We start from the raw sequence: 26109 nt of genomic DNA, 5'->3' as shown, positions 1-26109 counted from the left end.
GCACTATACTCGGATAGGTTTGTGATGCAACCCCTTTTTCGCATAATTCATTATTTTGTATGCAAAATGAACGGGAATAGCCACTTTGGACTATTTTTTGTCCAGAATTTACCAAAGGGAAGGCGATTGCATTTCATTCATTCGGTGGGTTTGTTATCTTCATCACGCGGAAATGGGCAACTAAAAGACGAGATATAATGAAAGGACGTTGGGCGAAGTATCTGATGACAGGCGCAATGGTAGCGATTCTTGCGGCCTGCTCTTCCAAACCGACCGATCGCGGTCAACAGTATAAAGACGGGAAGTTATCCCAGCCTTTCTCTTTAGTTAACCAGCCCGATGCCGTGGGGGCTCCAATCAATGCCGGGGATTTCTCCGAGCAGGTGTACCAGATCCGCAAAGCGTCACCGCGCCTGTATGGCGCACAGAACAACGTTTATAGTGCCGTGCAGGACTGGCTGAAGGCGGGCGGTGATACGCGCAATATGCGCCAGTTTGGTATTGATGCCTGGCAGATGGAAGGGGCGGATAACTACGGTAACGTCCAGTTTACCGGCTACTACACGCCGGTTGTCCAGGCGCGACACACGCGTCAGGGCGAATTCCAGTATCCGATTTACCGTATGCCGCCAAAACGCGGTCGTCTGCCGTCTCGCGCCGAGATCTACGCCGGCGCGCTTAGCGAAAATTACGTGCTGGCCTACAGCAACTCGCTGATGGATAACTTCATCATGGACGTGCAGGGCAGCGGTTATATTGATTTTGGCGACGGTTCGCCGCTGAACTTCTTTAGCTACGCCGGGAAAAACGGCCATGCCTACCGCAGCATCGGTAAGGTGCTCATCGACCGTGGTGAAGTGAAACGAGAAGACATGTCGATGCAGGCGATCCGCGAGTGGGGCGAAAAGCACAGCGAAGCGGAAGTGCGTGAACTGCTCGAGCAGAACCCATCGTTTGTTTTCTTCAAGCCGCAAAACTTTGCGCCGGTGAAAGGGGCGAGCGCCGTACCGCTGATTGGCCGCGCCTCGGTGGCTTCGGATCGTTCGATTATCCCGGCGGGCACCACGCTGCTGGCGGAAGTGCCTCTTCTCGACAACAACGGCAAGTTCAACGGCAAGTATGAGCTGCGCCTGATGGTGGCGCTGGACGTGGGCGGAGCGATTAAAGGCCAGCACTTCGATATTTATCAGGGCATCGGCCCGGATGCCGGGCATCGTGCAGGCTGGTATAACCATTACGGACGCGTGTGGGTGCTGAAGACTGCGCCGGGTACCGGAAACGTATTCAGCGGCTGATTGTGGTATTCTGAGCACAAGACGGATTACGGTTCAGGGTGAGGAATACCTCACCCTTTTTACATCTGAGGTTTTATGTCTGTGGTAATCAGCGATGCCTGGCGCCAGCGTTTCGGCGGCACGGCACGGTTATATGGTGAAAAAGCCCTGCAACTGTTCGCGGATGCGCATGTCTGCGTGGTGGGCATTGGTGGTGTGGGTTCGTGGGCGGCAGAAGCGCTGGCGAGAACCGGCATTGGCGCAATTACGTTGATTGATATGGATGACGTCTGCGTCACTAACACTAACCGTCAGATCCACGCCCTGCGGGATAACGTCGGTCTGGCGAAGTCTGAGGTGATGGCGGAGCGTATTCGCCTCATCAACCCGGAGTGCCGCGTAACAGTGATTGACGACTTTGTGACGGCAGATAACGTCGCGGAATACATGAGCAAAGGCTACAGCTACGTCATTGACGCCATCGACAGCGTGCGCCCTAAAGCGGCGCTGATCGCTTACTGCCGTCGCTATAAGGTGCCGCTGGTGACCACCGGCGGGGCGGGCGGACAAATCGATCCGACTCAGATCCAGGTGGCGGATCTGGCGAAAACCATTCAGGATCCGCTGGCCGCTAAGCTGCGCGAGCGCCTAAAAAGCGACTTCAACGTGGTGAAGAACAGTAAAGGCAAGCTGGGCGTGGACTGCGTATTCTCCACCGAAGCGCTGGTTTATCCGCAGGCGGATGGTTCGGTCTGTGCCATGAAAAGCACGGCGGAAGGGCCAAAGCGGATGGACTGCGCCTCTGGGTTCGGTGCGGCCACCATGGTGACCGCCTCCTTCGGCTTTGTGGCGGTCTCTCACGCCCTGAAGAAGATGATGGCGAAGGCGGAACGTCAGGCCTGAGCCTGACGTGCGGCATCCAGCACCGCGTCGTTGAGCGCGATCAACCCCTGACCGCGCGAGGCGCTAAGCTGCGCGCGAAGGCCCAGCTCATCAAACAGCGCCAGCGGAGAATGCGCCAGCAGATCTGCGGCGCGTTTCCCTTCGACGGCGGTCAGCAGCACTGCCAGCAGGCCGCGAACAATGCGTCCCTCGCTGTCGCCGAAGAAATGCAGCTTCTCACCGGATACGCTAAACCCAAGCCAGACGCGGTTCTCGCAGCCAGCGATCTCCTTCGCCTGTGACTTCAGATCGTCTGACAGGGTGGGCAGCTGTTTACCCAGCAGGATCAGCTGACGGTATTTATCCTCCCACTGCGTGAGCGGGGCGAAGGTCTGTTTCAACGTCTCTTCAGTGATAACGGTGCCGAACGGGTGCCCGGCTAAGGCTGAATGTGTCATTAATCCACCAGTAATTCCAGGGCGCGGTCGACGGCGGAAACCAGCGCGTCGACGTCGCTTTTTGTGTTGTACGGTGCAAACGAGGCGCGCAGGGTGCCGCTCACGCCCATGGCTGCCAGCAGCGGCTGGGCGCAGTGCTGTCCGGCACGCAGGGCAATGCCGTACCCGGCAAGCAGCGTCACCATGTCGCTATGGTGTACGCCCGCGAAGTCAAAGGCGAGCAGGCTGGAGTCCTGTACGCGGAACGAGCGAAACCCCGGGCGTTTTTTAAGCTCTTCTTCCGCCAGCGTCGCCAGGCCCCGGCTCCAGCTTTCAGCCTGAACCACGTCCGTTTCTGTGAGCCATTCGAGCGCCGCGCTCAGGCCGATAACCCCGGCCACGTTCGGCGTACCGGCTTCCAGGCGATAAGGTATATCCTGAGTTTTAAAGCCGTCGAAGGTCACTTCGGTAATCATCTTGCCGCCGCCGAGCCACGGCGTCATCCGGGCCAGCAGTTCAGGTTTACCGTACAGCGCGCCGATACCGGTTGGCCCGTACAGCTTGTGCCCGGAGAACGCATAGAAATCGATATCCAGCGCCTGAACGTCAGCCGGGAAATGCACCACTCCCTGCGCGCCGTCGACCATCACCATCACGCCGCTGGCATGGGCAATTTTAATGGCGCGCGCCAGATCCGGGCAGCCGCCGGTGACGTTGGACATCTGCCCCAGCGCCAGAATACGGCTGCGCGGCGTCATCAGCTCGGACAGACGCGCCACGTCCGGCAGAAGGTCTGCACCCAGCGGGAGCTTTACAACGCGTGCACCGGTTTGTTCAGCTACCATCAGCCACGGCACCAGATTGGCGTGGTGTTCTGCCTCGCTGACAATGATTTCATCTCCGGCCTGCAACAACGGACGCGCGTAGCATTGCGCCACCATGTTAATGGCCTCGGTGGTGCCGCGCGTCCAGACGATGTTCTTACCGCTGTCGGCATTGATCAGGCGCGCGACCTGATCCCGTGCGGCTTCGTATTGCGCCGTCAGGCGCTGCGCTTCGGCATACTGGCTGCGGTGCACGTTCCCGGCGCTCAGGCTGTAAAACTGGCGGGTTGCCTCAATCACCGCCTGCGGCTTAAGGGCCGTGGCGGCGCTATCAAGATAAATACCGGCATCGGCCAGCGCGGGAAACTGTGCGCGAAACTGCGCAGGACTGAAAGCGTTCATGGAATTCCTCATATCGATTCTTCGATCGTCGCGCAAATTTATCGACAGGGCAAGGAAGTTGATATCTATCAGATTTGTCTGCTTATCCTGGCGAGTCTGAAAAAGCAGGTTATGCTAAATAGTGTTAGGCGGATGTTTTAGCCTGTTATAAATCGAGGTTTGAATAGCATTAATTGCTAAAGGAGATAATCATGAAAAAGACAGCTGCAATCATTTCTGCCTGTGCGTTGACCTTTGCCCTGAGCGCCTGTTCTGGTAATAACTATGTAATGCATACCAACGATGGTCGATCTATCGTCTCTGAAGGGAAACCGACAACCGATAATGATACCGGGATGATTTCATACAAAGATGCTAACGGGAACAAACAGCAGATCAACCGCAGTGACGTGAAAGAGATGAAAGAAATCGAGCATTAATAGCGAGATAAGCGAAAAAAAAGCACCGCAAGTTGGCGGTGCTACATTAATCACTATGGACAGACAGGGTAAATGTACAGGAAGTGAAAAATTGGTAGCGTTGCTACCGTGGTCTGAATCGCAGACCAATTGCAAACACAACAACACAACATCACAACCGTAAGCCAAAAGCCCTTCAGAACACGCATTCCAAAAAAACTTTTCGTTCCGGCTCAGGAAGTGCCGCCACTATAGGTATTTGCTGGTAGTTCCTCAACGGACAAATTATAATGGCTCAGATAAAAAAAACTAATAGGTTAAACGTTGTTTCCTATATGTTAAATCTCGTTAACATCTAAGCCAGATCACCATGTCCAAGCGATTGCCACCCCTTAATGCATTACGTGTTTTTGATGCCGCAGCACGCCACCTCAGCTTCACCCGCGCAGCCGATGAGCTTTTTGTGACGCAGGCCGCAGTAAGTCATCAAATCAAGTCTCTGGAGGATTTTCTGGGGCTTAAGCTGTTCCGTCGCCGCAACCGTTCGTTGCTGTTGACCGAAGAGGGGCAAAGCTATTTTCAGGATATTAAAGAGATTTTTTCCCAACTGACGGAAGCCACCCGCAAGCTTCAGGCCCGGAGCGCAAAAGGTGCCCTCACAGTCAGTTTATTGCCCAGTTTTGCCATTCAATGGCTGGTGCCGCGACTCTCAAGCTTTAACTCAACTTATCCGGGAATCGATGTCCGAATCCAGGCCGTCGACCGTCAGGAAGACAAGCTGGCAGATGATGTGGACGTGGCGATTTTTTACGGTCGCGGCAACTGGCCGGGCTTGCGTGTAGAGAAATTATACGCAGAATATTTGCTGCCGGTCTGTTCGCCGCTGCTGCTGACGGGGGACAAGGCGCTCAAAACGCCCGCCGATCTGGCGAAACATACGCTTTTGCACGATGCCTCGCGTCGCGACTGGCAAACTTATACCCGTCAGTTAGGTCTTAGTCATATAAACGTGCAGCAGGGGCCCATTTTTAGCCACAGCGCAATGGTGCTACAGGCTGCCATTCACGGGCAGGGCGTGGCGTTGGCAAACAACGTCATGGCCCAGTCCGAAATTGAGGCAGGCCGTCTGGTTTGCCCGTTTAACGATGTTCTGGTCAGCAAGAATGCATTTTATCTGGTTTGTCATGACAGTCAGGCAGAACTGGGTAAAATAGCCGCTTTCCGGCAGTGGATACTGGCGAAAGCGGCAAGCGAGCAAGAAAAATTCCGCTTCAGGTATGAACAATAACGTTTGTGTGCCGGGCACGCATTAATTCAGGACTTAAACATGACCAGCCGATTCATGCTGATTTTCGCCGCAGTAAGTGGCTTTATTTTTGTAGCTCTGGGCGCGTTTGGCGCGCATGTGTTAAGCAAATCTCTGGGCGTTGTGGAGATGGGCTGGATCCAGACCGGCCTTGAATATCAGGCGTTCCACACGCTGGCAATATTTGGGCTGGCGGTGGCGATGCAACGCCGCATCAGCATCTGGTTCTACTGGAGCAGCGTCTTTCTGGCGCTGGGTACCGTACTGTTCAGCGGCAGCCTCTACTGCCTGGCGCTGTCGCATTTACGCCTGTGGGCGTTTGTTACACCTGTCGGCGGCGTCAGCTTCCTGGCGGGGTGGGTATTAATGTTTATCGGAGCTATCCGTCTGAAACGCAAGGGCGTTGTTCATGAATAAGGTTGTTTTATATTGTCGCCCGGGGTTTGAGAAAGAGTGCGCCGCGGAAATCACCGATAAAGCGGGTAAGCGTGAAGTCTTCGGATTTGCTCGCGTCAAAGAGAACGCGGGCTATGTGGTATTTGAATGCTATCAGCCTGATGATGCCGACAAGCTGGCGCGCGAGCTGCCGTTCAGCTCGCTGATTTTCGCCCGCCAGATGTTTGTCGCGGGCGAACTGCTGAAAGATCTCCCGCCGGACGATCGCATCACGCCGATTGTGGGCATGTTACAAGGCGTGGTGGAGAAGGGCGGCGATTTACGCGTGGAAGTGGCCGACACCAACGAAAGCAAAGAGCTGATGAAGTTCTGCCGTAAGTTCACCGTGCCGCTGCGCGCGGCGCTGCGCGATGCGGGCGTGCTGACAAACTACGAAACGCCAAAGCGTCCGGTCGTGCATATCTTTTTTATTGCGCCAGGGTGTTGCTACGCTGGCTACTCGTATACCACCAACAACTCGCCGTTCTTTATGGGGATCCCGCGTCTGCGCTTCCCGGCGGACGCACCGAGCCGTTCAACCCTGAAGCTGGAAGAGGCGTTCCACGTCTTTATCCCGGCCGACGAGTGGGACGAACGCCTGGCAAACGGCATGTATGCGGTCGATCTCGGGGCGTGCCCTGGCGGCTGGACCTATCAGCTGGTGAAACGCAACATGTGGGTTTCATCTGTGGATAACGGCCCAATGGCGCAAAGCCTGATGGATACCGGGCAGGTCACCTGGCTGCGCGAGGACGGTTTCCGCTATCGCCCGAACCGCAACAACATCTCCTGGATGGTGTGCGACATGGTAGAAAAACCGGCGAAAGTCGCGGCGCTGATGGCCTCCTGGCTGGTAAACGGCTGGTGTCGTGAGACGATTTTCAACCTCAAGCTGCCAATGAAAAAGCGCTACGAAGAGGTATCGCAGAACCTCGCCTATATTCAGCAGCAGCTGGACGAACATGGCATTAACGCGGAAATCCAGGCCCGACAGCTGTATCACGATCGTGAAGAAGTGACGGTGCACATTCGTCGCTGGTGGGCGGCCGTGGGCGGGCGTCGCGACGAGCGATAACGTCTGTAATGCCCGGTGGCGCTACGTTTACCGGGCATACAAAACCGTGAATCGTTTTAATGCTCTAACCTCAACTGCTGCAAATTCCCGTCCAGCCGTAAATCCGTCTGTAGCGTCGCCACCTCGCGGCAGATAAACGCCATCTCTTTGTGTGCCTCCAGCTTCTTGCACCACTTTTCCGGTACCTCATCCAGCCGGGCGTAAATGCCCTCCAGGTTTTGAAACTCCGTCAGCAGCTGTGCGGCACTTTTTGGTCCAATGCCGACGACGCCCGGTACTTTGGAGCTGCTAATTCCCGCCAGCCCCCAGTAGTCAGGCAGCTGTTCCGGCGAGACGCCAAACTCCCCGGCAATAAATGGCGCGTCCAGCCAGCGTTTCTGGAAATAGTCGCGGATACGGATCGTGGGAGAGAGCAGCTGGCAGTAACCTTTGTCGGTTGAAACGATGGTCGCCTGATGCCCGGCGCTCGCGACTTTCACCGCCAGCGTTGCGGCCAGATCGTCAGCCTCGTTGCCGTGCGCGCCCCAGCAGGGAACCCCGCGTTGTTCGAAGGCGGCGCGAATAACGGGCATTTCGGCGTGCAGATCGTCCGGCATCGGCGCGCGTCCGGCCTTGTAGTCAGGGAGACGCTGATGTCGCCAGCCGCTGTTGCGTGCTTCGTCGTCAAACACGGCCACGACGTGCGTCGGCTCGCTGTGGCGAATAAGCTGCTCCAGCGCGTGCAGGCAGGTGTCCTTGCAGGGTGTGCCCTGGACCGCATGGATCCGGCGAATCAGGTTGAGCGCGTCGACGATAAGTAAATGAACAGCCACAGATATTCTCCCTTAAAGCTAATGGATAAAGGGTATCACTGTCGGCAGGGGGAAACGAATAGCTTGAGGGAAAACAGGAAGAAGCCTCGCAAAACGAGGCTTCCTGACCGGCTTAATCGCAGGTGACGATCTTCATCGCCAGGCCACCGCGGGAGGTTTCGCGGTATTTGGCGTTCATGTCTTTACCGGTTTCGTACATGGTTTCGATAACTTTATCGAGACAGACGCGCGGTTCGCTGGTGCGGCGCAGCGCCATACGTGCCGCGTTCACCGCCTTCACGGAGGCAATCGCGTTACGCTCGATGCAGGGCACCTGTACCTGTCCACCGACCGGGTCGCAGGTCAGCCCCAGGTTATGCTCCATGCCGATTTCCGCAGCAATACAGACCTGCGCAGGGCTTGCGCCCAGCAGTTCAGCCAGACCCGCCGCAGCCATAGAACAGGCTACGCCTACTTCACCCTGACAGCCCACTTCCGCACCGGAAATGGAGGCGTTCATCTTGTACAGAGAGCCAATCGCACTGGCAACCAGCATATAGCGCGCCAGTGAGTTTGCGTTCACTTCGCGGATAAACTTGTCGTAATACGCCAGTACCGCCGGAACAATCCCGCACGCGCCGTTGGTTGGCGCAGTCACCACGCGACCACCCGCAGCGTTCTCTTCGTTCACTGCCAGCGCGAACATGTTGATCCAGTCGACGACGGCCATCGGGTCGGTGGTGGTTTTGTCGGTGCTGACCAGCATGCGGCGCAGCGCAGCCGCACGACGCGGAACGCGCAGTTTACCCGGCAGTACGCCTTCGGTGGTGATCCCGCGCTCAATACCGCTGCGCATCACTTCCCAGACGTTAGCGAAGTGCTGTTCCAGCTCCTCTTTGCTGTGCAGGGCCAGCTCGTTTTTCATCATCAGGCCGGAGAGAGAAAGCCCCGTCTCCTGGCAGTGACGCTGTAAATCGGCCGCGTTTTTGTACGGGTACGGCACCTCAACGGCGGAACCGTTGGTTTGACCAAAATGGTCTTCGTCGACTATAAACCCGCCGCCGATGGAGTAATACGTCTGGCTGTAAACCGCTTTATCGCCGACCAGCGCGGTAATGCGCATGCCGTTTTCGTGCAGCGACAGGTTATCCGCATGGAAATTCATGCAGTGGTCAACCGGGAATTCAACCTCATGCTCGCCGTTGGCCAGCAGCAAACGACCGTGGGTGTTCACGTCCTGGATAAAGCCAGGAATTGAATCAATATCAACGGTATCCGGCAGGTTACCCGCCAGGCCCATGATAATGGCAATATCGGTATGGTGGCCTTTACCGGTCAGGGAAAGGGAACCGTATACATCGACAACCACGCGGGTGATGTCGTGCAAAATGCCGCGTGCAATCAAGTCATCCGTGAATTGTTTACCGGCTTTCATTGGTCCGACGGTGTGAGAGCTGGAAGGACCAATACCGATTTTGAAGATATCGAATACGCTAATCATGATGCGTCCATTGCTTCAGTCAGAGGGGAGGAGTGCGCCGTCCGCAGACGGCGCAGGAGGTATTAGCTGAACAGCGAGTAGAAAATAGCGGAGATGGCAATCAGACCCATCACAACAACGAAGACGTTGCTGATATGGCCGCTGTATTTGCGCATCGCAGGCACTTTCTGAATCGCGTACATCGGCATCAGGAACAGGATCATCGCGATAATCGGGCCGCCCAGGGTTTCAATCATGCCCAGAATGCTTGGGTTCAGGGTGGCAACCGCCCAGGTGGTCACCAGCATGAACAGCGCGGTGATTTTGTTCAGACGGTTGATTTCAATGCTCTTGCCCTTACCGCGCAGAGATTTAATCACCATACCGTTGAAGCCTTCACGTGCGCCCAGGTAGTGGCCCAGGAAGGATTTGGTGATGGCGATAATCGCGATAATCGGTGCCATCCACGCAATCAGCGGTGCGTTAAAGTGGTTTGCCAGGTAAGACAGAATAGAGATGTTCTGCTCTTTCGCCGCCGCCAGATCCGCCGGGGAGAGGCTCAGCACGCAGCTGAACACGAAGAACATTACGGTCAGTACCATCATGATGTGTGCGCGAGCCAGGATGCTGGAGCACTTCTTCTCTGCGCCGTCGCCGTACTCTTCACGCTTCGCTACCGCGAAGGAGGAGATGATGGGTGAGTGGTTGAAGGAGAACACCATTACCGGGATTGCCAGCCACAGGGTCAGCAGCAGACCGTTACCGGTTGCGGATGCGCTGCTCAGAGACAGGGTTTCCAGGGCAGCACCGTTCCACTGTGGGATCAGGTACAGCGCCAGCAGCATCAGGGCCGCAACAAACGGGAATACCAGCACGCTCATCGCTTTCACAATCATCTGCTCGCCGAAGCGCACGATGGTCATCATACCAACGATCAGGATCAGGGAGAGGATCGCGCGCGGCGGCGGGGTCATCTGAAGCTGATGCATCATAAAGCTTTCAACGGTGTTGGTGATAGCGACGCTATAAACCAGCAGAATTGGGTAAATCGCGAAGAAGTAGAGCAGCGTAATCAGCTTACCTGCGCCGACGCCGAAGTGTTCTTCAACGACTTCAGTGATGTCTTCACCCGGGTTTTTACCGGACAGCACGAAGCGGGTCAGGCCGCGGTGTGCAAAGAAGGTCATCGGGAAAGCGATGATTGCCATGATGATCAGCGGGATCAGACCGCCGACGCCCGCGTTGATAGGAAGGAACAGTACACCAGCGCCGATTGCCGTGCCGTAAAGGCCAAGCATCCACATGGTATCCGTTTTGCGCCAACCGCTTCGGGAATCAATCGAAGCAACGGTGCTGGTTTGAGTGGTTTCCATCTGTATCTCCTGGAGGAAGCAAATTGTCAGGTTTTTAGTCAAATCCGATGAAAAAGTGCCTGACGGTAATATGAAATTCGTTCAGTGACGGTTTTTTAATAATTTTTGCCCGTAACTATTGGCGGGCGGAAAGATACATTCTAGTTATGAATCTATCAGTGATCGCGATCCCAAATGCAATAATCCACTTATGATGTGGGCATCTTTAGACCAATTATCTGTTAAAAAAACATCAAAGAGAATTTACGGGCGCGAAGGCTACCATTAACAACATGTTTTAGAGAAGGCTGGTCCGCGAGATAGGTGTCTTTCGCTGTAAAGAAATGGGATTTTAGTATTTTCTGGCGGGTAATTTTGATTAAGGCTGATTATTTACGGTTTCAGAAACCAGGTAATCGTTTGCGCGGGCGTCAGATTTGCTCATTACATTTAAAAGCGCTATGAATTGCATCACTAATAAAAAAGCCGGATGACGATCCGGCTTGAGTGGAAGGAAATGACGCTTTACTTGATGATTTCGTAACACGGAATATAGGCGGAGCCTGGAAGCTTCATGCGGTGCTGGGCGACAAAGCCCTGCAACATGTCATCCATACGGCGCATCATCTCCGGGTCACCGTGGATTTTATACGGCCCGAACTCTTCAATCGCGCGGATCCCCACCTCTTTCACGTTCCCCGCTACAATGCCGGAGAAGGCGCGACGCAGGTCGGCAGCCAGCACTTCCACCGGCTGATCCGGATAGAGTTTCAGGTTCGCCATGTTCTCATGCGACGGCTCGAAGGGGATCTGGAGATCCGGTGCGATACGAATGGACCAGTTAAAGCTGTAGGCATCCCCGGTATCACGACGGTTCTCTTTCACCAGCGGCATCGCTTTTTTCATCTGACGGGCCACTTCTGCGGCATCGTCAATGATAATGCGGTAGTGACGGCGCGCGTCTTCACCCAGCGTATGCACGATAAACTCGTCCAGCACGCGGAAGTAGTCGGCGCTCTCTTTCGGACCGGTCAGGATCAGCGGCAGAACCTGGTCTTTGTTGGCCGGGTTCATCAGGATCCCCAGCAGATAAAGCAGCTCTTCCGCCGTGCCTACGCCGCCCGGGAAGATGATGATGCCGTGCGCGATACGGACAAACGCCTCAAGACGCTTTTCGATATCCGGCATGATAATCAGTTCGTTAACCAGCGGGTTAGGCGGCTCAGCGGCGATGATCGACGGCTCGGTCATGCCGATAAAGCGACCATCTTTATAGCGTTGCTGCGCGTGTCCTACTGCCGCGCCTTTCATCGGCGCTTCCATCGCGCCAGGACCGCAACCAGTACAGATGTTCAGCTCGCGCAGGCCGAGCTGAGTCCCCACGCGGCGGGCGTACAGGTATTCGGTTTCGTTAATGGAGTGACCGCCCCAGCAAACGACCATATTCGGCGCCTCGCCCACGTGCAGGGCACGGGCGTTACGCAGAATGGAAAAGACCAGGTTGGTGATATGAACGGAGCTTTCCAGGTCAAGATGCTGGAAACGACCGGCGTTGCTGATCTGTCCGTTAACAAACAGAATATCGCGCAGCACGGCAAACAGGTTGGCCTGAAGTGAGCGAATAATACGCCCGTCGACAAAAGCGTCCTCCGGCGGGTTGATCACTTCCAGCTTCACACCGCGCTCGCGGCGCAGCACGTTGATATCGAAACTTTCGAAGCGAGACAGCAGTTCTTTACTGTTGTCGGTCAGGCTTCCGGAGTTCAGTACGGCAAGTGAACAGTTACGAAACAGTTGATAAAGGTCGCTACTGGCGGTGCGTTTAAGCATGTCCACTTCCAGCTGCGACAACATATCCATAGAGCCAAGCGGGCTAATATGTGTAATCAAGTGAGCTCCTTATGGGACGATTATCGTCTTTCCCTGTTGATTACAATAGCCCTGGCTTATGACGTTTCACAACACCTCGGGCGGAATACCGCCCGCATATTGTGAAAATATTTATCTTACTGGCGCACCAGCCGTCCGGTGGCAGGCACAAAATCGGTATTGGTACGCCACGGATTGATATCCAGACCCCCACGACGGGTATAGCGGGCATAAACGCTCAGCTTTTCAGGCTGGCAGAAACGCTGGATGTCATTGAAGATGCGTTCCACGCACTGCTCGTGGAATTCGTTGTGGTGGCGGAACGACACCAGGTAACGCAGCAGCTTTTCCCGGTCAATTTTCGGGCCGCGATACTGAATCTGAACGGAGCCCCAGTCCGGCTGGTGGGTAATGAGGCAGTTGGATTTGAGAAGGTGGCTGACCAGCGTCTCGTCCACACGCTTTCCGCTCGCCGCGTTTTCGAGGTAGTCGGCACTAAATTCATAGCTCTCTATCTCAATATCCTGGTCGTCGATGCAGTCGCCGTGGAAATGGGCGATGGGCTGTCCTTCCAGCTCGTGCAGACGGTATAACGAGACGGACACGTTCCCCTGCGCGCAGGCGGCTAAATCCCGCTCCAGCGTTTGCTGAACCTCGTCCCAGCTGTTGAATCGGGTCTGGTTGAAGCTGTTGAGATAGAGTTTGAAGCTTTTGGACTCGACCAGGTTCACGCTGGCGTAGTCCAGCTCAACGTGGCCCACGGCCACCTGCGGCAGCCCGCGCGCGTTCAGCCAGGAGAGTTCATACAGCGTCCAGATGTCGCCGCCAACAAACGGCAGCGCATCGGCGTGAAGGCCAAGCGGATCGCGGTTCAGGCTGCGCGGCACGCCCTGAAGCAGGCTTGCGTCGTAGGTGTCGCGGTAATCGGTCGATTTACCCAGCGTTAAGCCCGTTAACGCCTGATGATTTTCGTAAGACATGTTTCATAGCCACTTTACAGGTAAACTTAGGGGCTGAGTTTATCCTGTCTTACAAGAAGAGAGAAATCGGTGGATATCGAAACTGCAAATGCCCTGACTGCCTTCACGACCCGCTATTGCGATGCCTGGCATGAAAAGCGGGGGACGTGGCCGCAAAGCACTGAATTATATGGCGTGCCGTCACCATGCATTATCGCTTCACAGGATGATTACGTACTCTGGCAACCGAAACCGTTCGCGGGCGAGCACAACGTAAATGCGGTTGAACGCGCCATGGACATTGTGGTACAACCTGCGCTTCATGCGTTTTATACCACGCAGTTTGCCGGGGATATGACGGCATGCTTTGCACGACAGCCGCTGACGCTGCTGCAAACCTGGAGCGAAGACGATCTTCAGCGCGTTCAGGAAAACCTCATTGGTCACCTGGTCACGCAAAAACGCCTTAAGCTCTCTCCGACTCTCTTTATTGCGACGCTCGACAGTGAACTGGACGTCATTTCTGTCTGCAACCTCTCTGGCGAGGTGATTAAAGAGACGCTCGGCACCCGCAATCGCGACGTTCTCGCACCTTCACTTGCGGATTTCCTCACCCGCCTTGAGCCGCTTCTGTAATCCATGATGCTACTGGGCGTGTGAGAGATCTCTTACACGCTCTGTGAGACATCGCCGAAACAATTAGCATTGTCTTATGGATTTAAGATTAATATTAACTTTTCTTTCAACAGGTTAGCGATTTCCTTAATCGATAACGCCCGTTTCGCCTGGCTTACACTGCGCACAAGGTGGGTTGTAAGACGACGCAGAATAGCGGATTCTATCTCTGTCGACAGGATGCCGACGCAAGAAACGAACATCAGGATGATGGCGTTTCTTATCAGGGACACGTCAGGACGACGCCGCAGGAAGGCTTCAGGATGAAGCAAAGTGGATCACGCAGGATGCGTAAGGGACACCTCCAGGAAGGAGAACGAGAGCCGGTCAGGATGGTCGGTGGGTCAGGATGGCCAGGACGTTTCAGGATGAAACCTACACATCAGGACGATGTGAGCAGGAAGCAAAAGGTAAAGGGATGACCAGGCCTTCGGGCATCAGGAAAAGTTGTCACGGATGAGCAGGGAGCACGTATTGTAGCTGGAATGCTGCGAAACGAACCGGGAGCACTGTTTTTACAGTGCTCCCTTTTTTTATTTCTGTCTTCCGCAATGCTATGCTTCGCGCCATTCCGTTTTTCAGTTGAGGTTACTATGACGCATCACGATAGCGTTCGTGCGCAATTGCACGCCATCGAAGCCCTTATGCGCCAGCATCAGCTGTGGCAGGAAAATGCGCCGCAGCCAGAAGCGTTCGCCAGCACCCAACCGTTTTGTCTGGATACGCTGTCCCCGTTCGAATGGCTCCAGTGGGTGTTAATTCCGCGCATGCACGCGCTGCTGGAAGGGGGACACGCGTTGCCCCAGGCGTTTGCCGTCTCTCCCTATTACGAAATGGCGCTGGAGGCGACCCACCCGGCGCGCGACGTTATGCTGGTTGAGCTGGAAAAGTTGGATACCCTTTTCGCCGGTGACGATGCATGACGCTTGAGATCCTGTATCAGGATGAGTGGCTGGTGGCGGTGAATAAACCGTCCGGCTGGCTGGTGCACAGAAGCTGGCTCGATCGCGATGAGAAAGTGGTGGTGATGCAAACCGTGCGTGATCAAATTGGTCAGCACGTCTTTACTGCCCATCGTCTTGATCGGCCAACCTCTGGCGTTCTACTGATGGGACTTTCCAGCGAGGCCGGGCGCCGGCTGTCGCAGCAGTTTGAACAGCACCAGATCCAGAAGCGCTACCACGCCATTGTGCGCGGCTGGCTGATGGATTCCGCTACGCTGGATTATCCGCTGGTGGAGGAACTGGATAAAATCGCCGATAAATTTGCCCGCGAGGATAAAGGCCCGCAGCCTGCGGTGACGGAGTATCGCGGTATGGCGACCACAGAACTGCCGGTGGCGACCAGCAAATTTCCTACCACGCGCTACGGTCTGGTTGAGCTTTTGCCTAAAACCGGGCGCAAGCACCAGCTTCGCCGCCACCTTGCACACCTGCGCCACCCGATTATCGGCGACAGTAAGCACGGCGATCTGCGCCAGAACCGTAGTGCGGCAGAGCATTTTGGCTGTAAGCGGCTGATGCTGCACGCCAGCGAGCTGCGCCTGATGCATCCGTTTACCGGCGAACCGCTGATTATTCGTGCGGGGCTGGATGAGGTCTGGATGCAGGCGCTGTCACAGTTTGGCTGGCTGGGACAACTCCCCGAAAATGAAAGGGTTGAGTTTGCCGCAGGCAACGTTCAGGATGAACAGCAAGCGCAATAATGACGGGAGCAAAGCATGGCTGAAGTAGGTATTTTTGTCGGCACGATGTACGGCAACTCGCTGCTGGTGGCGGAGGAAGCGGAAGCAATCCTCGTCAATCAGGGTCATAAAGCCACGGTCTATGAAGATCCGGAGCTGGCAGACTGGGAAAAGTACGCCGATAAATACATTCTTATCGTGACCTCGACCACGGGGCAGGGCGATTTGCCGGACAGCATCATGCCGCTTTTCCTGGGGATTAAAGATCGGCTTGGCTACCAGCCGGACGTGCATTACGGCATCATCGCGCTGGGTGACAGCTCGTATGCAAACTTCTGCGGCGGCGGTAAGCAGTTCGATGCGCTGTTGCAGGAACAGAGCGCGCAGCGCGTCGGCGAGATGCTGCTGATCGACGCCGGCGAGCACCCTGAACCGGAAAGCGAGTCAAATCCCTGGGTTGAACACTGGGCCACGCTGCTGAACTGACCCTGTGTAATACGAACCCTAGGCCGGGTAAGGCGTAATCGCCACCCGGCAACGAAGCCGCACCAAATCCTCAATTCCGTGAAGTATCTTCCATCACTTTGGGCTTATGCCCCAAACCACGTTCCCTGCATCCTTCAATGTTGTGTTCCTGCACGGTGAGAGAACGCATCACTCCTTCATATACTTTTCTCGTCACTATAAAACGGCTTGATGCCGTACCAAAACCAAATACAAATCTCTCATTCTGATTACCCTACAGGTGCTGTACAGAATGAACCAGGCGAAAGCTATGTTTCAGGAGTGCAACAATGAGTACATTAAGCCACGCGGCGAGCAGCGCTGAGAAGCGCACCAACGCTCGCTACTGGATAGTGGTGATGCTGTTTATCGTCACGTCTTTCAACTACGGCGACCGCGCAACGTTATCCATTGCCGGCTCTGAGATGGCAAAAGACATCGGGCTCGATCCGGTGGGTATGGGTTATGTTTTCTCCGCGTTTTCATGGGCCTACGTTATCGGCCAAATCCCTGGCGGCTGGCTGCTTGACCGCTTCGGCTCAAAACGAGTCTACTTCTGGTCCATCTTTATCTGGTCGATGTTCACCCTGTTGCAGGGCTTCGTGGATATCTTCAGCGGCTTCGGCATCATCATTGCGCTCTTTACCCTCCGCTTCCTGGTGGGCTTAGCGGAAGCGCCGTCTTTCCCCGGTAACAGCCGCATCGTGGCCGCCTGGTTCCCGGCGCAGGAGAGGGGAACGGCGGTAGCCATCTTTAACTCGGCGCAATACTTTGCAACGGTCATTTTCGCGCCCATTATGGGCTGGCTGACGCATGAAGTGGGCTGGTCACACGTCTTCTTCTTCATGGGCGGGCTGGGGATCGTCATCAGCTTCATCTGGCTGAAGGTGATCCACGAACCAAACCAGCACCCGGGCGTGAACAAGAAAGAGCTGGACTATATTGCGGAAGGCGGGGCACTGATCAACATGGATCAGAAAACCCAAAAGGCTAAGGTCCCGTTCAGCCAGAAATGGGCGCAGATCAAGCAGCTCGTCGGCTCACGTATGATGATCGGCATCTATCTCGGCCAGTACTGCATTAACGCCTTAACCTACTTCTTCATCACCTGGTTCCCGGTTTACCTGGTGCAGGCGCGCGGCATGTCGATTCTGAAGGCGGGGTTTGTCGCCTCCGTACCGGCCATCTGTGGCTTTGTAGGCGGGGTCCTTGGCGGAGTTATTTCCGACTGGCTGATGCGTCGTACCGGCTCGCTGAACATTGCGCGTAAAACGCCCATCGTGCTCGGGATGCTGCTCTCCATGACCATGGTGTTCTGTAACTACGTCAGCGCGGAGTGGATGATCATCGGCTTTATGGCGATGGCCTTCTTCGGTAAGGGTATTGGCGCGCTGGGCTGGGCTGTGATGGCAGACACCGCGCCGAAAGAGATCAGCGGCCTGAGCGGCGGTCTGTTCAACATGTTTGGCAACATTTCCGGCATTGTCACCCCAATCGCTATCGGGTACATCGTCGGCACCACTGGCTCGTTCAACGGCGCGCTGATTTATGTTGGCGTCCATGCCCTGGTGGCGGTACTCAGTTACCTGGTGCTGGTGGGCGATATCAAACGTATCGAACTGAAACCTGTTGGGGAGCGCGGATGATGACAACGCAATCAAGCCCTATCGTAACGGAGATGAAGGTCATCCCGGTGGCGGGGCAGGACAGTATGCTGCTCAACATTGGCGGCGCGCATAACGCCTGGTTTACCCGCAACATCGTGGTGCTGACCGACAGTGCAGGAAATACCGGCGTCGGGGAAGCGCCCGGCGGAGAGGTGATTTACCAGACGCTGGTCGACGCCATCCCACAGGTGGTTGGGCAGGAGGTCGCCCGCCTGAACAAGGTGGTTCAGCGCGTGCATAAGGGCAACCAGTCGGCGGATTTTGATACCTTCGGAAAAGGCGCCTGGACCTTTGAACTGCGGGTTAACGCAGTGGCGGCGCTGGAGGCGGCTCTCCTTGATTTACTGGGCAAGGCGCTGAACGTGCCCGTCTGCGAGCTGCTGGGGCCTGGCAAACAGCGTGATGCGGTAACGGTGCTGGGCTATCTGTTCTACATTGGCGACCGGACTAAAACCGATCTGCCGTATCTGGAACGCTCGCCGGGCAGCCACGAGTGGTATCACCTGCGTCATCAGGAAGCGCTCACCGCTGAGGCGGTGGTACGCCTGGCAGAGGCGGCGCAGGATCGCTACGGCTTTAAGGACTTCAAGCTGAAAGGCGGCGTCCTGCCGGGTGAGCAGGAGATTGACAGCGTACGGGCGCTGAAAAAACGCTTCCCGGAGGCGCGCATCACCGTCGATCCGAACGGCGCATGGCTGCTCGATGAAGCTATCGCGCTGTGCAAAGGGCTGGGCGACGTGCTGACCTACGCGGAAGATCCGTGCGGCGCGGAGCAGGGCTTCTCTGGCCGCGAGGTGATGGCGGAATTCCGCCGCGCCACCGGACTCCCGGTCGCAACCAACATGATCGCCACCAACTGGCGCGAAATGGGGCACGCGGTGATGCTGAATGCGGTGGACATTCCGTTGGCAGACCCGCACTTCTGGACCCTTTCCGGCGCGGTGCGCGTGGCGCAGCTGTGCGATGAATGGGGACTCACCTGGGGCTGCCACTCCAATAACCATTTCGACATTTCGCTGGCGATGTTTACCCACGTTGGCGCGGCGGCGCCGGGCAACCCGACCGCCATCGACACCCACTGGATCTGGCAGGAGGGCGAAGCGCGCCTGACCAAAAATCCACTTGAAATCAAAAACGGCACCATTGCCGTACCGGATGCGCCGGGGCTGGGCGTGGAGCTTGACTGGGATCAGATCCACAAGGCGCATGAAGCGTATAAAAAATTGCCGGGCGGCGCGCGCAACGACGCGGGCCCGATGCAGTACCTTATCCCCGGCTGGACATTTGACCGTAAGCGCCCTGTTTTTGGACGTCACTGAAAAAAGGATCGAACGATGAGCACATTTTCTACTCCTGTCGTTACCTCCATGCAGATTATTCCCGTCGCGGGACATGACAGCATGTTGATGAACCTGAGCGGCGCACACGCGCCGTTCTTCACCCGTAATATCGTGGTGATCAAGGACAACTCAGGACACACCGGTGTGGGTGAAATCCCGGGCGGGGAGAAGATCCGCAAAACGCTGGAGGACGCCATTCCGCTGGTGGTGGGTAAAGCGCTGGGCGAGTACAAAAATGTGCTGACCAGCGTGCGTAACACCTTTGCCGATCGCGATGCGGGTGGCCGTGGTCTGCAAACGTTTGATCTTCGCACCACTATCCACGTGGTCACAGGCATTGAAGCCGCGATGCTGGATTTGTTAGGCCAGCATCTGGGCGTCAACGTTGCCTCCCTGCTGGGGGACGGGCAGCAGCGCAGCGAAGTGGAAATGCTCGGTTACCTGTTCTTTATCGGCAACCGCAACCTCACCCCGCTGCCGTACCAGAGCCAGCCGGACGAAAAATGCGACTGGTATCGCGTGCGCCACGATGAAGCGATGACGCCGGACGCGGTGGTGCGTCTGGCGGAAGCGGCGTATGAAAAATATGGCTTCAACGACTTCAAACTGAAGGGCGGCGTGCTGGCCGGTGAACAAGAGGCGGAGGCGATTACCGCGCTGGCGAAGCGTTTCCCGCAGGCGCGCGTCACGCTGGATCCGAACGGCGCCTGGTCTCTTGATGAAGCGATCGGCATTGGCAAGCAGCTCAAGGGCGTGCTGGCCTACGCGGAAGATCCGTGCGGTGCAGAGCAGGGTTTCTCCGGACGTGAAGTGATGGCGGAGTTCCGTCGCGCCACCGGACTGCCAACCGCCACGAACATGATCGCAACCGACTGGCGTCAGATGGGGCACACGCTCTCGCTGCAATCGGTGGATATTCCGCTGGCAGATCCGCACTTCTGGACGATGCAGGGCTCGGTTCGCGTGGCGCAGATGTGCCACGAGTTTGGCCTGACCTGGGGCTCGCACTCCAACAACCATTTCGACATTTCGCTGGCGATGTTCACCCACGTGGCGGCCGCTGCGCCGGGCAGCATTACCGCCATCGACACCCACTGGATCTGGCAGGAGGGCAACCAGCGTCTGACCAAACGACCATTTGAGATCAAGGGGGGCATGGTGCAGGTTCCCGCCACGCCGGGTCTGGGCGTTGAGCTGGATATGGATCAGGTCATGAAAGCGCACGAGCTGTATCAGAAACACGGCCTGGGCGCACGTGATGATGCGCTGGCGATGCAGTACCTGATCCCTGAGTGGTCATTCGACAATAAACGTCCGTGCATGGTACGATAAGCGCATTGGGACCGCTCCCATGAGCGGTCCCTTACGTGGTGTATGCTTAACGTAACTAACATGCGTAAGGATGGCTTATGAAAATTGTTATCGCTCCGGACTCGTATAAGGAAAGCTTGAGCGCGCTTGAGGTGGCGACAGCGATAGAGGTCGGTTTTCGCGAAATCTTCCCCTCAGCGGAATACGTCAAATTACCGGTTGCCGATGGTGGCGAAGGGACGGTGGAGGCCATGGTGGCCGCCACGCAGGGGCGCCTTGTCCATATTCCTGTTACCGGGCCTTTGGGTGAACGCGTGGAAGGGTTTTTCGGGTTATCCGGAGACGGGAAAAGCGCGTTTATCGAAATGGCGGCCGCGAGCGGCCTGGAGCTTGTTGCTCCGGCAAAGCGTAACCCGTTAATCACCACCTCGTGGGGTACCGGGGAACTCATCCGTCATGCCCTGGACGCGGGCGTTAAGCATATCATTATCGGCATTGGGGGCAGCGCGACCAATGACGGTGGCGCGGGCATGGTGCAGGCGCTGGGGGGAAAACTGCTGGATGCTAAAGCGCAGCATGTTGGGCCGGGCGGCGGTGAACTGGCTAGCCTTGCTCATATCGATCTCAGCGGGCTGGACAAGCGGCTGGCATCCTGCCGAATCGAAGTGGCCTGCGATGTGACCAACCCTCTGATCGGCGAGGCTGGCGCGTCTGCGGTATTCGGGCCTCAGAAAGGGGCGACGTCGGAAATGGTCAGGACGCTGGACGACGCGCTTGCGCATTTCGCAAAAATCATCGCCCGGGATCTGGATATTGACGTTTTAAACCTGGCGGGCGGCGGTGCGGCTGGCGGGATGGGGGCGGCGCTGTACGCTTTTTGCGGTGCGCAGCTTCGTCAGGGCATTGAGATTGTCACCGATGCGCTGCATCTTGATGAACAGGTCGCGAACGCCGATCTGGTGATCACGGGCGAAGGGCGTATCGACAGCCAGACGATCCACGGCAAAGTGCCCGTTGGCGTAGCGAGAGTCGCGAAACGCTACAACAAACCGGTTATCGGCATTGCTGGCAGCCTGACGGCGGACGTTGGCGTGGTGCATGAGCACGGGCTGGATGCCGTATTCAGCGTGATTTACACCATCTGTTCCCTGGAGGACGCGCTGGAAAATGCGCAACAGAACGTGCAGATGGCCGCAAGGAATATTGCGGCGGTCATGAAGGTGGGGCAGGGTATTTCGCGTTAACGATCGTGCTCCTGTAGGCCCGGTAAGCGAAGCGCCACCGGGCTATTGTCTTAGTTCCCCAACACCTTCATCGCTTCCCGCGTCACGTTGTCCATCTCGTCCAGCAGCTCCAGAAATTCCGGTTCAAGATCTGATTCCGGCGTACCCGCGCGGAGCTGCTGTTCAAGCAGCTGGCAGAGATTTTTCAGCCGCGGCACACCGCTGTAGCCGCAGCTGCCGTGCAGTTTATGGATAGCCTCCAGCAGCCCTTCAGGGTTTTCACCCACCAGCTGTTCTTCTACCTTATTTCGAATCTCAGGCAGGAAGTCCACCAGCATTTGCAGCATCTCGCGCGCCAGATCGGCTTTGCCCGCCGCCTGCCGCAGCGCCAGTTGCCAGTCAAACGTGGCATTCTGGTTGACGCTGATTTCCGGTGATTCAGCTGAAATGGTGTATGTCCCGCCAATGTGACCCGGCTTGTAGCGCAGCAGCAGGCTATGCAGCTTCTCTTCGTCGATCGGTTTCGCCAGATAATCGTTCATGCCCGCACCCAGCAGCTTCTCTTTTTGTCCCGCCATCGCGTGCGCCGTCACGGCAATCACCGGCGTCTGCTGCTGGTGCGGAAGCTGGCGAATCAGCTCGCAGGCGCGGATGCCATCCATGCCCGGCATCTGAATGTCCATCAGGATCAGGTCAAACTGCATCTGTTTGGCCTGCTCTACGGCTTCGGCGCCGCTGGTACACAGCTCAACATGCTGAACCTGATCCTCAAGCAGCACGCCAATTAGCTTCAGGTTGGCCGGGTTATCGTCCACAGCCATCACCGTCATCGGGAGCTTACGTTCGTCGTTCGCCAGCGGCAGGGGCTGATTCGTCAGACGACAATATTCGGTCAACGCGGGTAACAGCCGTGTGGCGGTGAGGGGTTTCAGCAGACACGCCGCCGCCCCGTCGTTTTTCAGCTCTTCGGCATTAAGCTGGGCGTGGCACGGCAGAGCCAGCAGCAGGTAGTCCGTCATTGAGGCCGCCTTCGCCAGGCGTTCCTGCTGCATGGTGAGCTCTCCGGTAAACGTCACCGGAATACCCATCAAAAGGATATCGTAATGATCGTTCGCCAGCGCGGAGAAGGTCGGGCTGTAAACCACCTCCAGCGGCGTAGTGCTTAACACATCCAGCGTACACTGCGCTGCGGCGGCATTCGGTTCCACATAGGCAAGACGCATCCCTTTCAGGCAGTCGGTGACCGGACCGTCGGTCTGGACGTTCGGATTAAGGTCGAGATTGATATGGAACCAGAAGGTCGAGCCCCGGTTAGGCTGGCTGTGGAAGGAGATATCGCCTCCCATCTCTTTCACCAGCTTTTGGGTGATCACTAGCCCCAGGCCCGTTCCGCCGTGACGACGGGAAATGCTCGCATCGGCCTGGCGGAACGCCTGGAACAGACGCGACTGATCGCGCTCCGGAATGCCGATGCCGGTATCCCGGATCTGCACCTCAATCTGGACCTTGTTATTACTGAGCGCCCGTTTTTCGACCAGAATGTCAATGTTGCCGCTCTCGGTGAATTTGATCGCATTGCCCACCAGATTGGTGATGACCTGTTGCAGGCGGAGTGGGTCGCCAATAACGTTATCCGGCACGTCGTTTTTGATATTGAGCGTCAGCTCCAGCCCCTTATCATGCGAGGAGTGGGCAAGCAGCGTGACCACGTCATCCAGGGTGCTGCGCAGCGGGAACGGAATACTCTCCAGAATCAGCTTGCCCGCTTCCAGCTTCGAGAAGTCCAGCACGTCGTTAATGATGGTCAGCAGGTTGTTGGCCGATCGTTCAATGGTATGCAGGTGGTCACGCTGGGTTGGATTCAGCTCGCTTTTAAGCGTCAGGCGGGTGAAGCCGATCACCCCGTTCAGCGGCGTTCGCAGCTCGTGCGACATGTTCGCCAGGAACTCAGACTTAATACGAGCCGCCTCCTGAGCGCGTTTTTTCGCCAGATCCAGCTCCACGTTCTGGATCTCCATCTGCTCCAGCGTTTCGCGCAGGTCGGAGGTTGCCTGATCAACGTTGTGCTGCATCTCTTCATGATAGGCCGCCAGCGACATCGCCATCGAGTTGATGCCATTTTTTAGCATATCGAGCTCGCCGAGCATAAAGCCTTCCACGCGGCTGTCGAGCTGACCCCGGCGGATCCGGTCAACGGTATTCACCATGTTGCGGATAGGCCCCGTGACGTCGCGCATCAATCGCCAGCCGAAGATCAGCGCAATGCCGATACAGAACAGCATCATCACGCCGGAAATGAATATTTCTTTGTACTGCTGGAGCCGCACCGACTTGAGATCCAGCTCCAGCGCTACGTATCCCAGCATATTATTGCTGGACTTCGCATCTGACTGGGCTGATTCATCGGGTGAATAGCTTTCCGAGATAATCGGCGTGCGCAGGATCATGATATCGCCGCGCCTCAGGACCGTGAGATGACGCGGGAAGGGAGTACCTTCCGGGATTTTCAGCGACGTGGGATCCAGATGAAAATTCGAGGTAACGAACAGGCGGTTATGTTCGTCGTAAACGGAAATGGCGCGCACGATCTCTGAATGTCGGCGGTGCAGCACGCTGATTAACTGACCAATGGATTCGCGGTTTTGCAGGTTCATGCCGTACTCGCTGGAGACGGCCAGGGGTTCGATAATGCTGGCCCCGGCATCTTCAAGCTGCCTCTGCAAATCGTTATAGCGATGCACCACAAAGAAAATGCTCAGCAGCAAACCGATGAGAACGGTAGGAGCGAGGATCAAAATCATCATGCGTGCGCGCAGGCTGTAGTTGGTCATGGAGTTCCGTTATGGGACAATCAGGCTAATTATGTTTATTTGAGAACAATCTCGGCGATGGCGCAATTCTACTCTGCAAAACGACGCGTGACGACGCGTCAGATCATAACTGTTGAAGCCACGGACCTCGATCCTTTCGGTCAGGGGGTGGCGCGCCATAACGGCAAGACGCTATTCATCACCGGTTTGCTGCCCGGAGAACGCGCAGACATTACGCTGACGGAAGACAAACGCCAGTATGCGCGCGGCCAGGTTAAGCGCCGTCTTAACGTTAGCCCGGAACGCGTGACGCCTCGCTGCCCCCATTTTGGCGTCTGCGGTGGCTGTCAGCAACAGCATGCCAGCACAGAATTACAGCAAAAAAGTAAAAGCAGCGCGCTGGCCCGCCTGCTAAAACATGACGTCAGTGACATCGTGTCTGACCAGCCGTGGGGCTACCGTCGCCGTGCTCGCCTGAGCCTCAGCTATCAGCCAAAAACCGAACGGCTGGAGATGGGGTTTCGCAAGGCTGGCTCCAGCGATATCGTCTCCATCACGCAGTGCCCTGTTTTGGTGCCCCAACTTGAGGCGCTGCTGCCGGATGTGCACCACTGTCTTGCATCGCTGGACGGGGTGCGTTCGCTGGGGCATGTCGAACTGGTGCTGGCCAACAGCGGCCCGCTGATGGTGCTGCGCCACACCGCGCCGCTCTCACCGGACGATCGCGAAAAACTGGAACGCTTTTCGCATTCTCATGAGCTTGCGCTTTTCCTTGCGCCGCAAAGCGAGATACTTGAGCAGGTCAGCGGAGAAGCGCCCTGGTATGCGTCAGACGGACTACGCTTAACGTTCAGCCCGCGGGATTTTATCCAGGTCAACGACGGCGTAAACCAGCAGATGGTGGCGAATGCGCTGGCATGGCTTGACGTACAGCCCACCGATCGGGTGCTCGATCTGTTCTGCGGTATGGGGAACTTTACCCTGCCGCTGGCCCGCAAAGCAGCAAGCGTGGTCGGCGTGGAGGGGGTTGAGGCGCTGGTGGCGAAAGGCCAGGAGAACGCCCGGCAGAACGGCTTGCAAAATGTGACATTCTTTCATCAAAATCTTGAGGATGATGTCACGCGGCAACCGTGGGCTAAGCAGGGCTTTGATAAGATCCTGCTTGATCCGGCGCGCGCGGGTGCGCCGGGTGTGATGCAGCATATAATTAAACTCGCGCCTGAGCGCGTGGTCTATGTTTCCTGTAATCCGGCGACGCTCGCCCGTGACAGTGAAGCATTATTGAGCGGGGGTTACCAGATTCGGCGTCTGGCAATGCTGGACATGTTCCCGCACACTGGACATCTGGAATCGATGGTGTTGTTCGAGCACATCTAATGAGTTTGGCTTGTCGACTTCGACAGGCCCTTGT

23 protein-coding genes are annotated in these 26109 nt (G+C 56.5%); 15 read left to right on the top strand and 8 right to left on the bottom strand.

What is annotated here, in order from left to right:
• Window positions 1-197: 197 nt before the first annotated feature.
• On the top strand, window positions 198-1295 hold the full coding sequence (gene mltA, locus A3466_RS19135; RefSeq protein ID WP_063451923.1) for a murein transglycosylase A: 1098 nt from the start codon (window positions 198-200) through the stop codon (window positions 1293-1295).
• Window positions 1296-1370: 75 nt separating this feature from the next.
• Entirely contained in the window at window positions 1371-2177 is an 807-nt protein-coding gene (tcdA, locus tag A3466_RS19130; protein ID WP_006811804.1) for a tRNA cyclic N6-threonylcarbamoyladenosine(37) synthase TcdA, read from the top strand.
• On the opposite strand, the gene csdE is transcribed toward tcdA, so the two are convergent.
• The gene (csdE, locus tag A3466_RS19125) at window positions 2168-2614 is read right to left on the bottom strand and encodes a cysteine desulfurase sulfur acceptor subunit CsdE (protein WP_063451922.1); all 447 of its coding nucleotides are present in this window, start codon (window positions 2612-2614) and stop codon (window positions 2168-2170) included. The genes tcdA and csdE overlap by 10 nt on opposite strands.
• Window positions 2614-3819 carry a cysteine desulfurase CsdA gene (gene csdA / locus A3466_RS19120; protein ID WP_063451921.1) on the bottom strand — a complete coding sequence of 402 codons (1206 nt, stop codon included), beginning with the start codon at window positions 3817-3819 and terminating at the stop codon, window positions 2614-2616. Before csdA ends, csdE begins: the two co-directional genes overlap by 1 nt.
• A 191-nt stretch (window positions 3820-4010) precedes the next feature.
• Between csdA and A3466_RS19115 the strand changes: the two genes are divergently transcribed.
• From A3466_RS19115 to rlmM, 4 genes are all read left to right on the top strand, one after another.
• Window positions 4011-4238 (top strand): YgdI/YgdR family lipoprotein, encoded by a 228-nt coding sequence (locus tag A3466_RS19115; RefSeq protein WP_015571738.1) that lies wholly within the window; start codon window positions 4011-4013, stop codon window positions 4236-4238.
• 349 nt (window positions 4239-4587) lie between these two features.
• A complete protein-coding gene (gcvA, locus tag A3466_RS19110) occupies window positions 4588-5505 on the top strand; it encodes a glycine cleavage system transcriptional regulator GcvA (RefSeq protein WP_063451920.1) in 918 nt (305 codons plus the stop codon).
• A gap of 39 nt (window positions 5506-5544) precedes the next feature.
• On the top strand, window positions 5545-5940 hold the full coding sequence (locus A3466_RS19105; protein ID WP_003862756.1) for a DUF423 domain-containing protein: 396 nt from the start codon (window positions 5545-5547) through the stop codon (window positions 5938-5940).
• The gene (gene rlmM / locus A3466_RS19100) at window positions 5933-7033 is read left to right on the top strand and encodes a 23S rRNA (cytidine(2498)-2'-O)-methyltransferase RlmM (RefSeq protein ID WP_063451919.1); all 1101 of its coding nucleotides are present in this window, start codon (window positions 5933-5935) and stop codon (window positions 7031-7033) included. The genes A3466_RS19105 and rlmM overlap by 8 nt, the downstream gene beginning before the upstream one ends.
• Window positions 7034-7089: 56 nt before the next feature.
• Here rlmM and xni read toward each other — a convergent pair whose 3' ends face one another.
• The 5 genes from xni to queF form a co-directional block, all read right to left on the bottom strand.
• The gene (gene xni, locus A3466_RS19095) at window positions 7090-7845 is read right to left on the bottom strand and encodes a flap endonuclease Xni (RefSeq protein WP_063451918.1); all 756 of its coding nucleotides are present in this window, start codon (window positions 7843-7845) and stop codon (window positions 7090-7092) included.
• Window positions 7846-7957: 112 nt separating this feature from the next.
• Window positions 7958-9325: an L-serine ammonia-lyase gene (locus A3466_RS19090; protein ID WP_022649219.1), complete on the bottom strand. Its 1368-nt coding sequence runs from the start codon at window positions 9323-9325 to the stop codon at window positions 7958-7960.
• A 62-nt stretch (window positions 9326-9387) separates the two neighbouring features.
• Window positions 9388-10677, bottom strand: coding sequence for an HAAAP family serine/threonine permease SdaC (gene sdaC, locus A3466_RS19085; RefSeq protein ID WP_063451917.1), 1290 nt, complete (start codon window positions 10675-10677; stop codon window positions 9388-9390).
• A 504-nt stretch (window positions 10678-11181) separates the two neighbouring features.
• The gene (gene ppnN, locus A3466_RS19080; protein ID WP_063451916.1) at window positions 11182-12546 is read right to left on the bottom strand and encodes a nucleotide 5'-monophosphate nucleosidase PpnN; all 1365 of its coding nucleotides are present in this window, start codon (window positions 12544-12546) and stop codon (window positions 11182-11184) included.
• A gap of 116 nt (window positions 12547-12662) precedes the next feature.
• Window positions 12663-13505, bottom strand: coding sequence for an NADPH-dependent 7-cyano-7-deazaguanine reductase QueF (queF, locus tag A3466_RS19075; RefSeq protein ID WP_063451915.1), 843 nt, complete (start codon window positions 13503-13505; stop codon window positions 12663-12665).
• Between the two features lie 69 nt (window positions 13506-13574).
• Here queF and syd point away from each other — a divergent pair, with 69 nt between their 5' ends.
• The 8 genes from syd (at window position 13575) to A3466_RS19035 (ending at window position 21909) form a co-directional block, all read left to right on the top strand.
• A complete protein-coding gene (gene syd, locus A3466_RS19070; RefSeq protein ID WP_063451914.1) occupies window positions 13575-14120 on the top strand; it encodes a SecY-interacting protein in 546 nt (181 codons plus the stop codon).
• Between the two features lie 632 nt (window positions 14121-14752).
• A complete protein-coding gene (locus A3466_RS19065) occupies window positions 14753-15082 on the top strand; it encodes a YqcC family protein (protein ID WP_063451913.1) in 330 nt (109 codons plus the stop codon).
• Complete coding sequence (gene truC, locus A3466_RS19060) at window positions 15079-15864, top strand: tRNA pseudouridine(65) synthase TruC (protein WP_063451912.1); 786 nt, start codon at window positions 15079-15081, stop codon at window positions 15862-15864. The genes A3466_RS19065 and truC overlap by 4 nt, the downstream gene beginning before the upstream one ends.
• A gap of 15 nt (window positions 15865-15879) precedes the next feature.
• A complete protein-coding gene (locus A3466_RS19055; RefSeq protein ID WP_063451911.1) occupies window positions 15880-16329 on the top strand; it encodes a flavodoxin in 450 nt (149 codons plus the stop codon).
• A 308-nt stretch (window positions 16330-16637) separates the two neighbouring features.
• On the top strand, window positions 16638-17993 hold the full coding sequence (gene gudP / locus A3466_RS19050; protein WP_063451910.1) for a galactarate/glucarate/glycerate transporter GudP: 1356 nt from the start codon (window positions 16638-16640) through the stop codon (window positions 17991-17993).
• Complete coding sequence (locus A3466_RS19045) at window positions 17993-19333, top strand: enolase C-terminal domain-like protein (protein WP_063452024.1); 1341 nt, start codon at window positions 17993-17995, stop codon at window positions 19331-19333. The genes gudP and A3466_RS19045 overlap by 1 nt, the downstream gene beginning before the upstream one ends.
• A 15-nt stretch (window positions 19334-19348) precedes the next feature.
• Window positions 19349-20686 (top strand): glucarate dehydratase, encoded by a 1338-nt coding sequence (gene gudD, locus A3466_RS19040; RefSeq protein WP_063451909.1) that lies wholly within the window; start codon window positions 19349-19351, stop codon window positions 20684-20686.
• 77 nt (window positions 20687-20763) lie between these two features.
• Window positions 20764-21909, top strand: coding sequence for a glycerate kinase (locus tag A3466_RS19035; protein WP_063451908.1), 1146 nt, complete (start codon window positions 20764-20766; stop codon window positions 21907-21909).
• Between the two features lie 50 nt (window positions 21910-21959).
• Here the strand turns inward: A3466_RS19035 and barA are convergent, their stop codons facing one another.
• Entirely contained in the window at window positions 21960-24719 is a 2760-nt protein-coding gene (barA, locus tag A3466_RS19030) for a two-component sensor histidine kinase BarA (RefSeq protein WP_063451907.1), read from the bottom strand.
• Window positions 24720-24776: 57 nt separating this feature from the next.
• Between barA and rlmD the strand changes: the two genes are divergently transcribed.
• Window positions 24777-26075, top strand: coding sequence for a 23S rRNA (uracil(1939)-C(5))-methyltransferase RlmD (gene rlmD / locus A3466_RS19025; protein WP_063451906.1), 1299 nt, complete (start codon window positions 24777-24779; stop codon window positions 26073-26075).
• Window positions 26076-26109: the final 34 nt, after the last annotated feature.

Origin of the sequence: Enterobacter genomosp. S (assembly GCF_001631805.1) — a bacterium.
GTDB lineage: Bacteria > Pseudomonadota > Gammaproteobacteria > Enterobacterales > Enterobacteriaceae > Enterobacter > Enterobacter quasihormaechei.
This window is presented reverse-complemented; position numbering and strand designations above follow the sequence as displayed.

Bases quoted from the DNA above. Each gene is read 5' to 3' on its own strand.
- A3466_RS19045 (WP_063452024.1), top strand. From the start codon at position 17,993: ATGACAACGCAATCAAGCCCTATCGTAACGGAGATGAAGGTCATCCCG.
- csdE (WP_063451922.1), bottom strand. From the start codon at position 2,614: ATGACACATTCAGCCTTAGCCGGGCACCCGTTCGGCACCGTTATCACT.
- rlmD (WP_063451906.1), top strand. From the start codon at position 24,777: ATGGCGCAATTCTACTCTGCAAAACGACGCGTGACGACGCGTCAGATC.
- A3466_RS19055 (WP_063451911.1), top strand. From the start codon at position 15,880: ATGGCTGAAGTAGGTATTTTTGTCGGCACGATGTACGGCAACTCGCTG.
- tcdA (WP_006811804.1), top strand. From the start codon at position 1,371: ATGTCTGTGGTAATCAGCGATGCCTGGCGCCAGCGTTTCGGCGGCACG.
- A3466_RS19035 (WP_063451908.1), top strand. From the start codon at position 20,764: ATGAAAATTGTTATCGCTCCGGACTCGTATAAGGAAAGCTTGAGCGCG.
- mltA (WP_063451923.1), top strand. From the start codon at position 198: ATGAAAGGACGTTGGGCGAAGTATCTGATGACAGGCGCAATGGTAGCG.
- gcvA (WP_063451920.1), top strand. From the start codon at position 4,588: ATGTCCAAGCGATTGCCACCCCTTAATGCATTACGTGTTTTTGATGCC.
- A3466_RS19090 (WP_022649219.1), bottom strand. From the start codon at position 9,325: ATGATTAGCGTATTCGATATCTTCAAAATCGGTATTGGTCCTTCCAGC.
- A3466_RS19105 (WP_003862756.1), top strand. From the start codon at position 5,545: ATGACCAGCCGATTCATGCTGATTTTCGCCGCAGTAAGTGGCTTTATT.
- gudP (WP_063451910.1), top strand. From the start codon at position 16,638: ATGAGTACATTAAGCCACGCGGCGAGCAGCGCTGAGAAGCGCACCAAC.
- barA (WP_063451907.1), bottom strand. From the start codon at position 24,719: ATGACCAACTACAGCCTGCGCGCACGCATGATGATTTTGATCCTCGCT.
- csdA (WP_063451921.1), bottom strand. From the start codon at position 3,819: ATGAACGCTTTCAGTCCTGCGCAGTTTCGCGCACAGTTTCCCGCGCTG.
- truC (WP_063451912.1), top strand. From the start codon at position 15,079: ATGACGCTTGAGATCCTGTATCAGGATGAGTGGCTGGTGGCGGTGAAT.
- sdaC (WP_063451917.1), bottom strand. From the start codon at position 10,677: ATGGAAACCACTCAAACCAGCACCGTTGCTTCGATTGATTCCCGAAGC.
- gudD (WP_063451909.1), top strand. From the start codon at position 19,349: ATGAGCACATTTTCTACTCCTGTCGTTACCTCCATGCAGATTATTCCC.
- A3466_RS19115 (WP_015571738.1), top strand. From the start codon at position 4,011: ATGAAAAAGACAGCTGCAATCATTTCTGCCTGTGCGTTGACCTTTGCC.
- A3466_RS19065 (WP_063451913.1), top strand. From the start codon at position 14,753: ATGACGCATCACGATAGCGTTCGTGCGCAATTGCACGCCATCGAAGCC.
- queF (WP_063451915.1), bottom strand. From the start codon at position 13,505: ATGTCTTACGAAAATCATCAGGCGTTAACGGGCTTAACGCTGGGTAAA.
- rlmM (WP_063451919.1), top strand. From the start codon at position 5,933: ATGAATAAGGTTGTTTTATATTGTCGCCCGGGGTTTGAGAAAGAGTGC.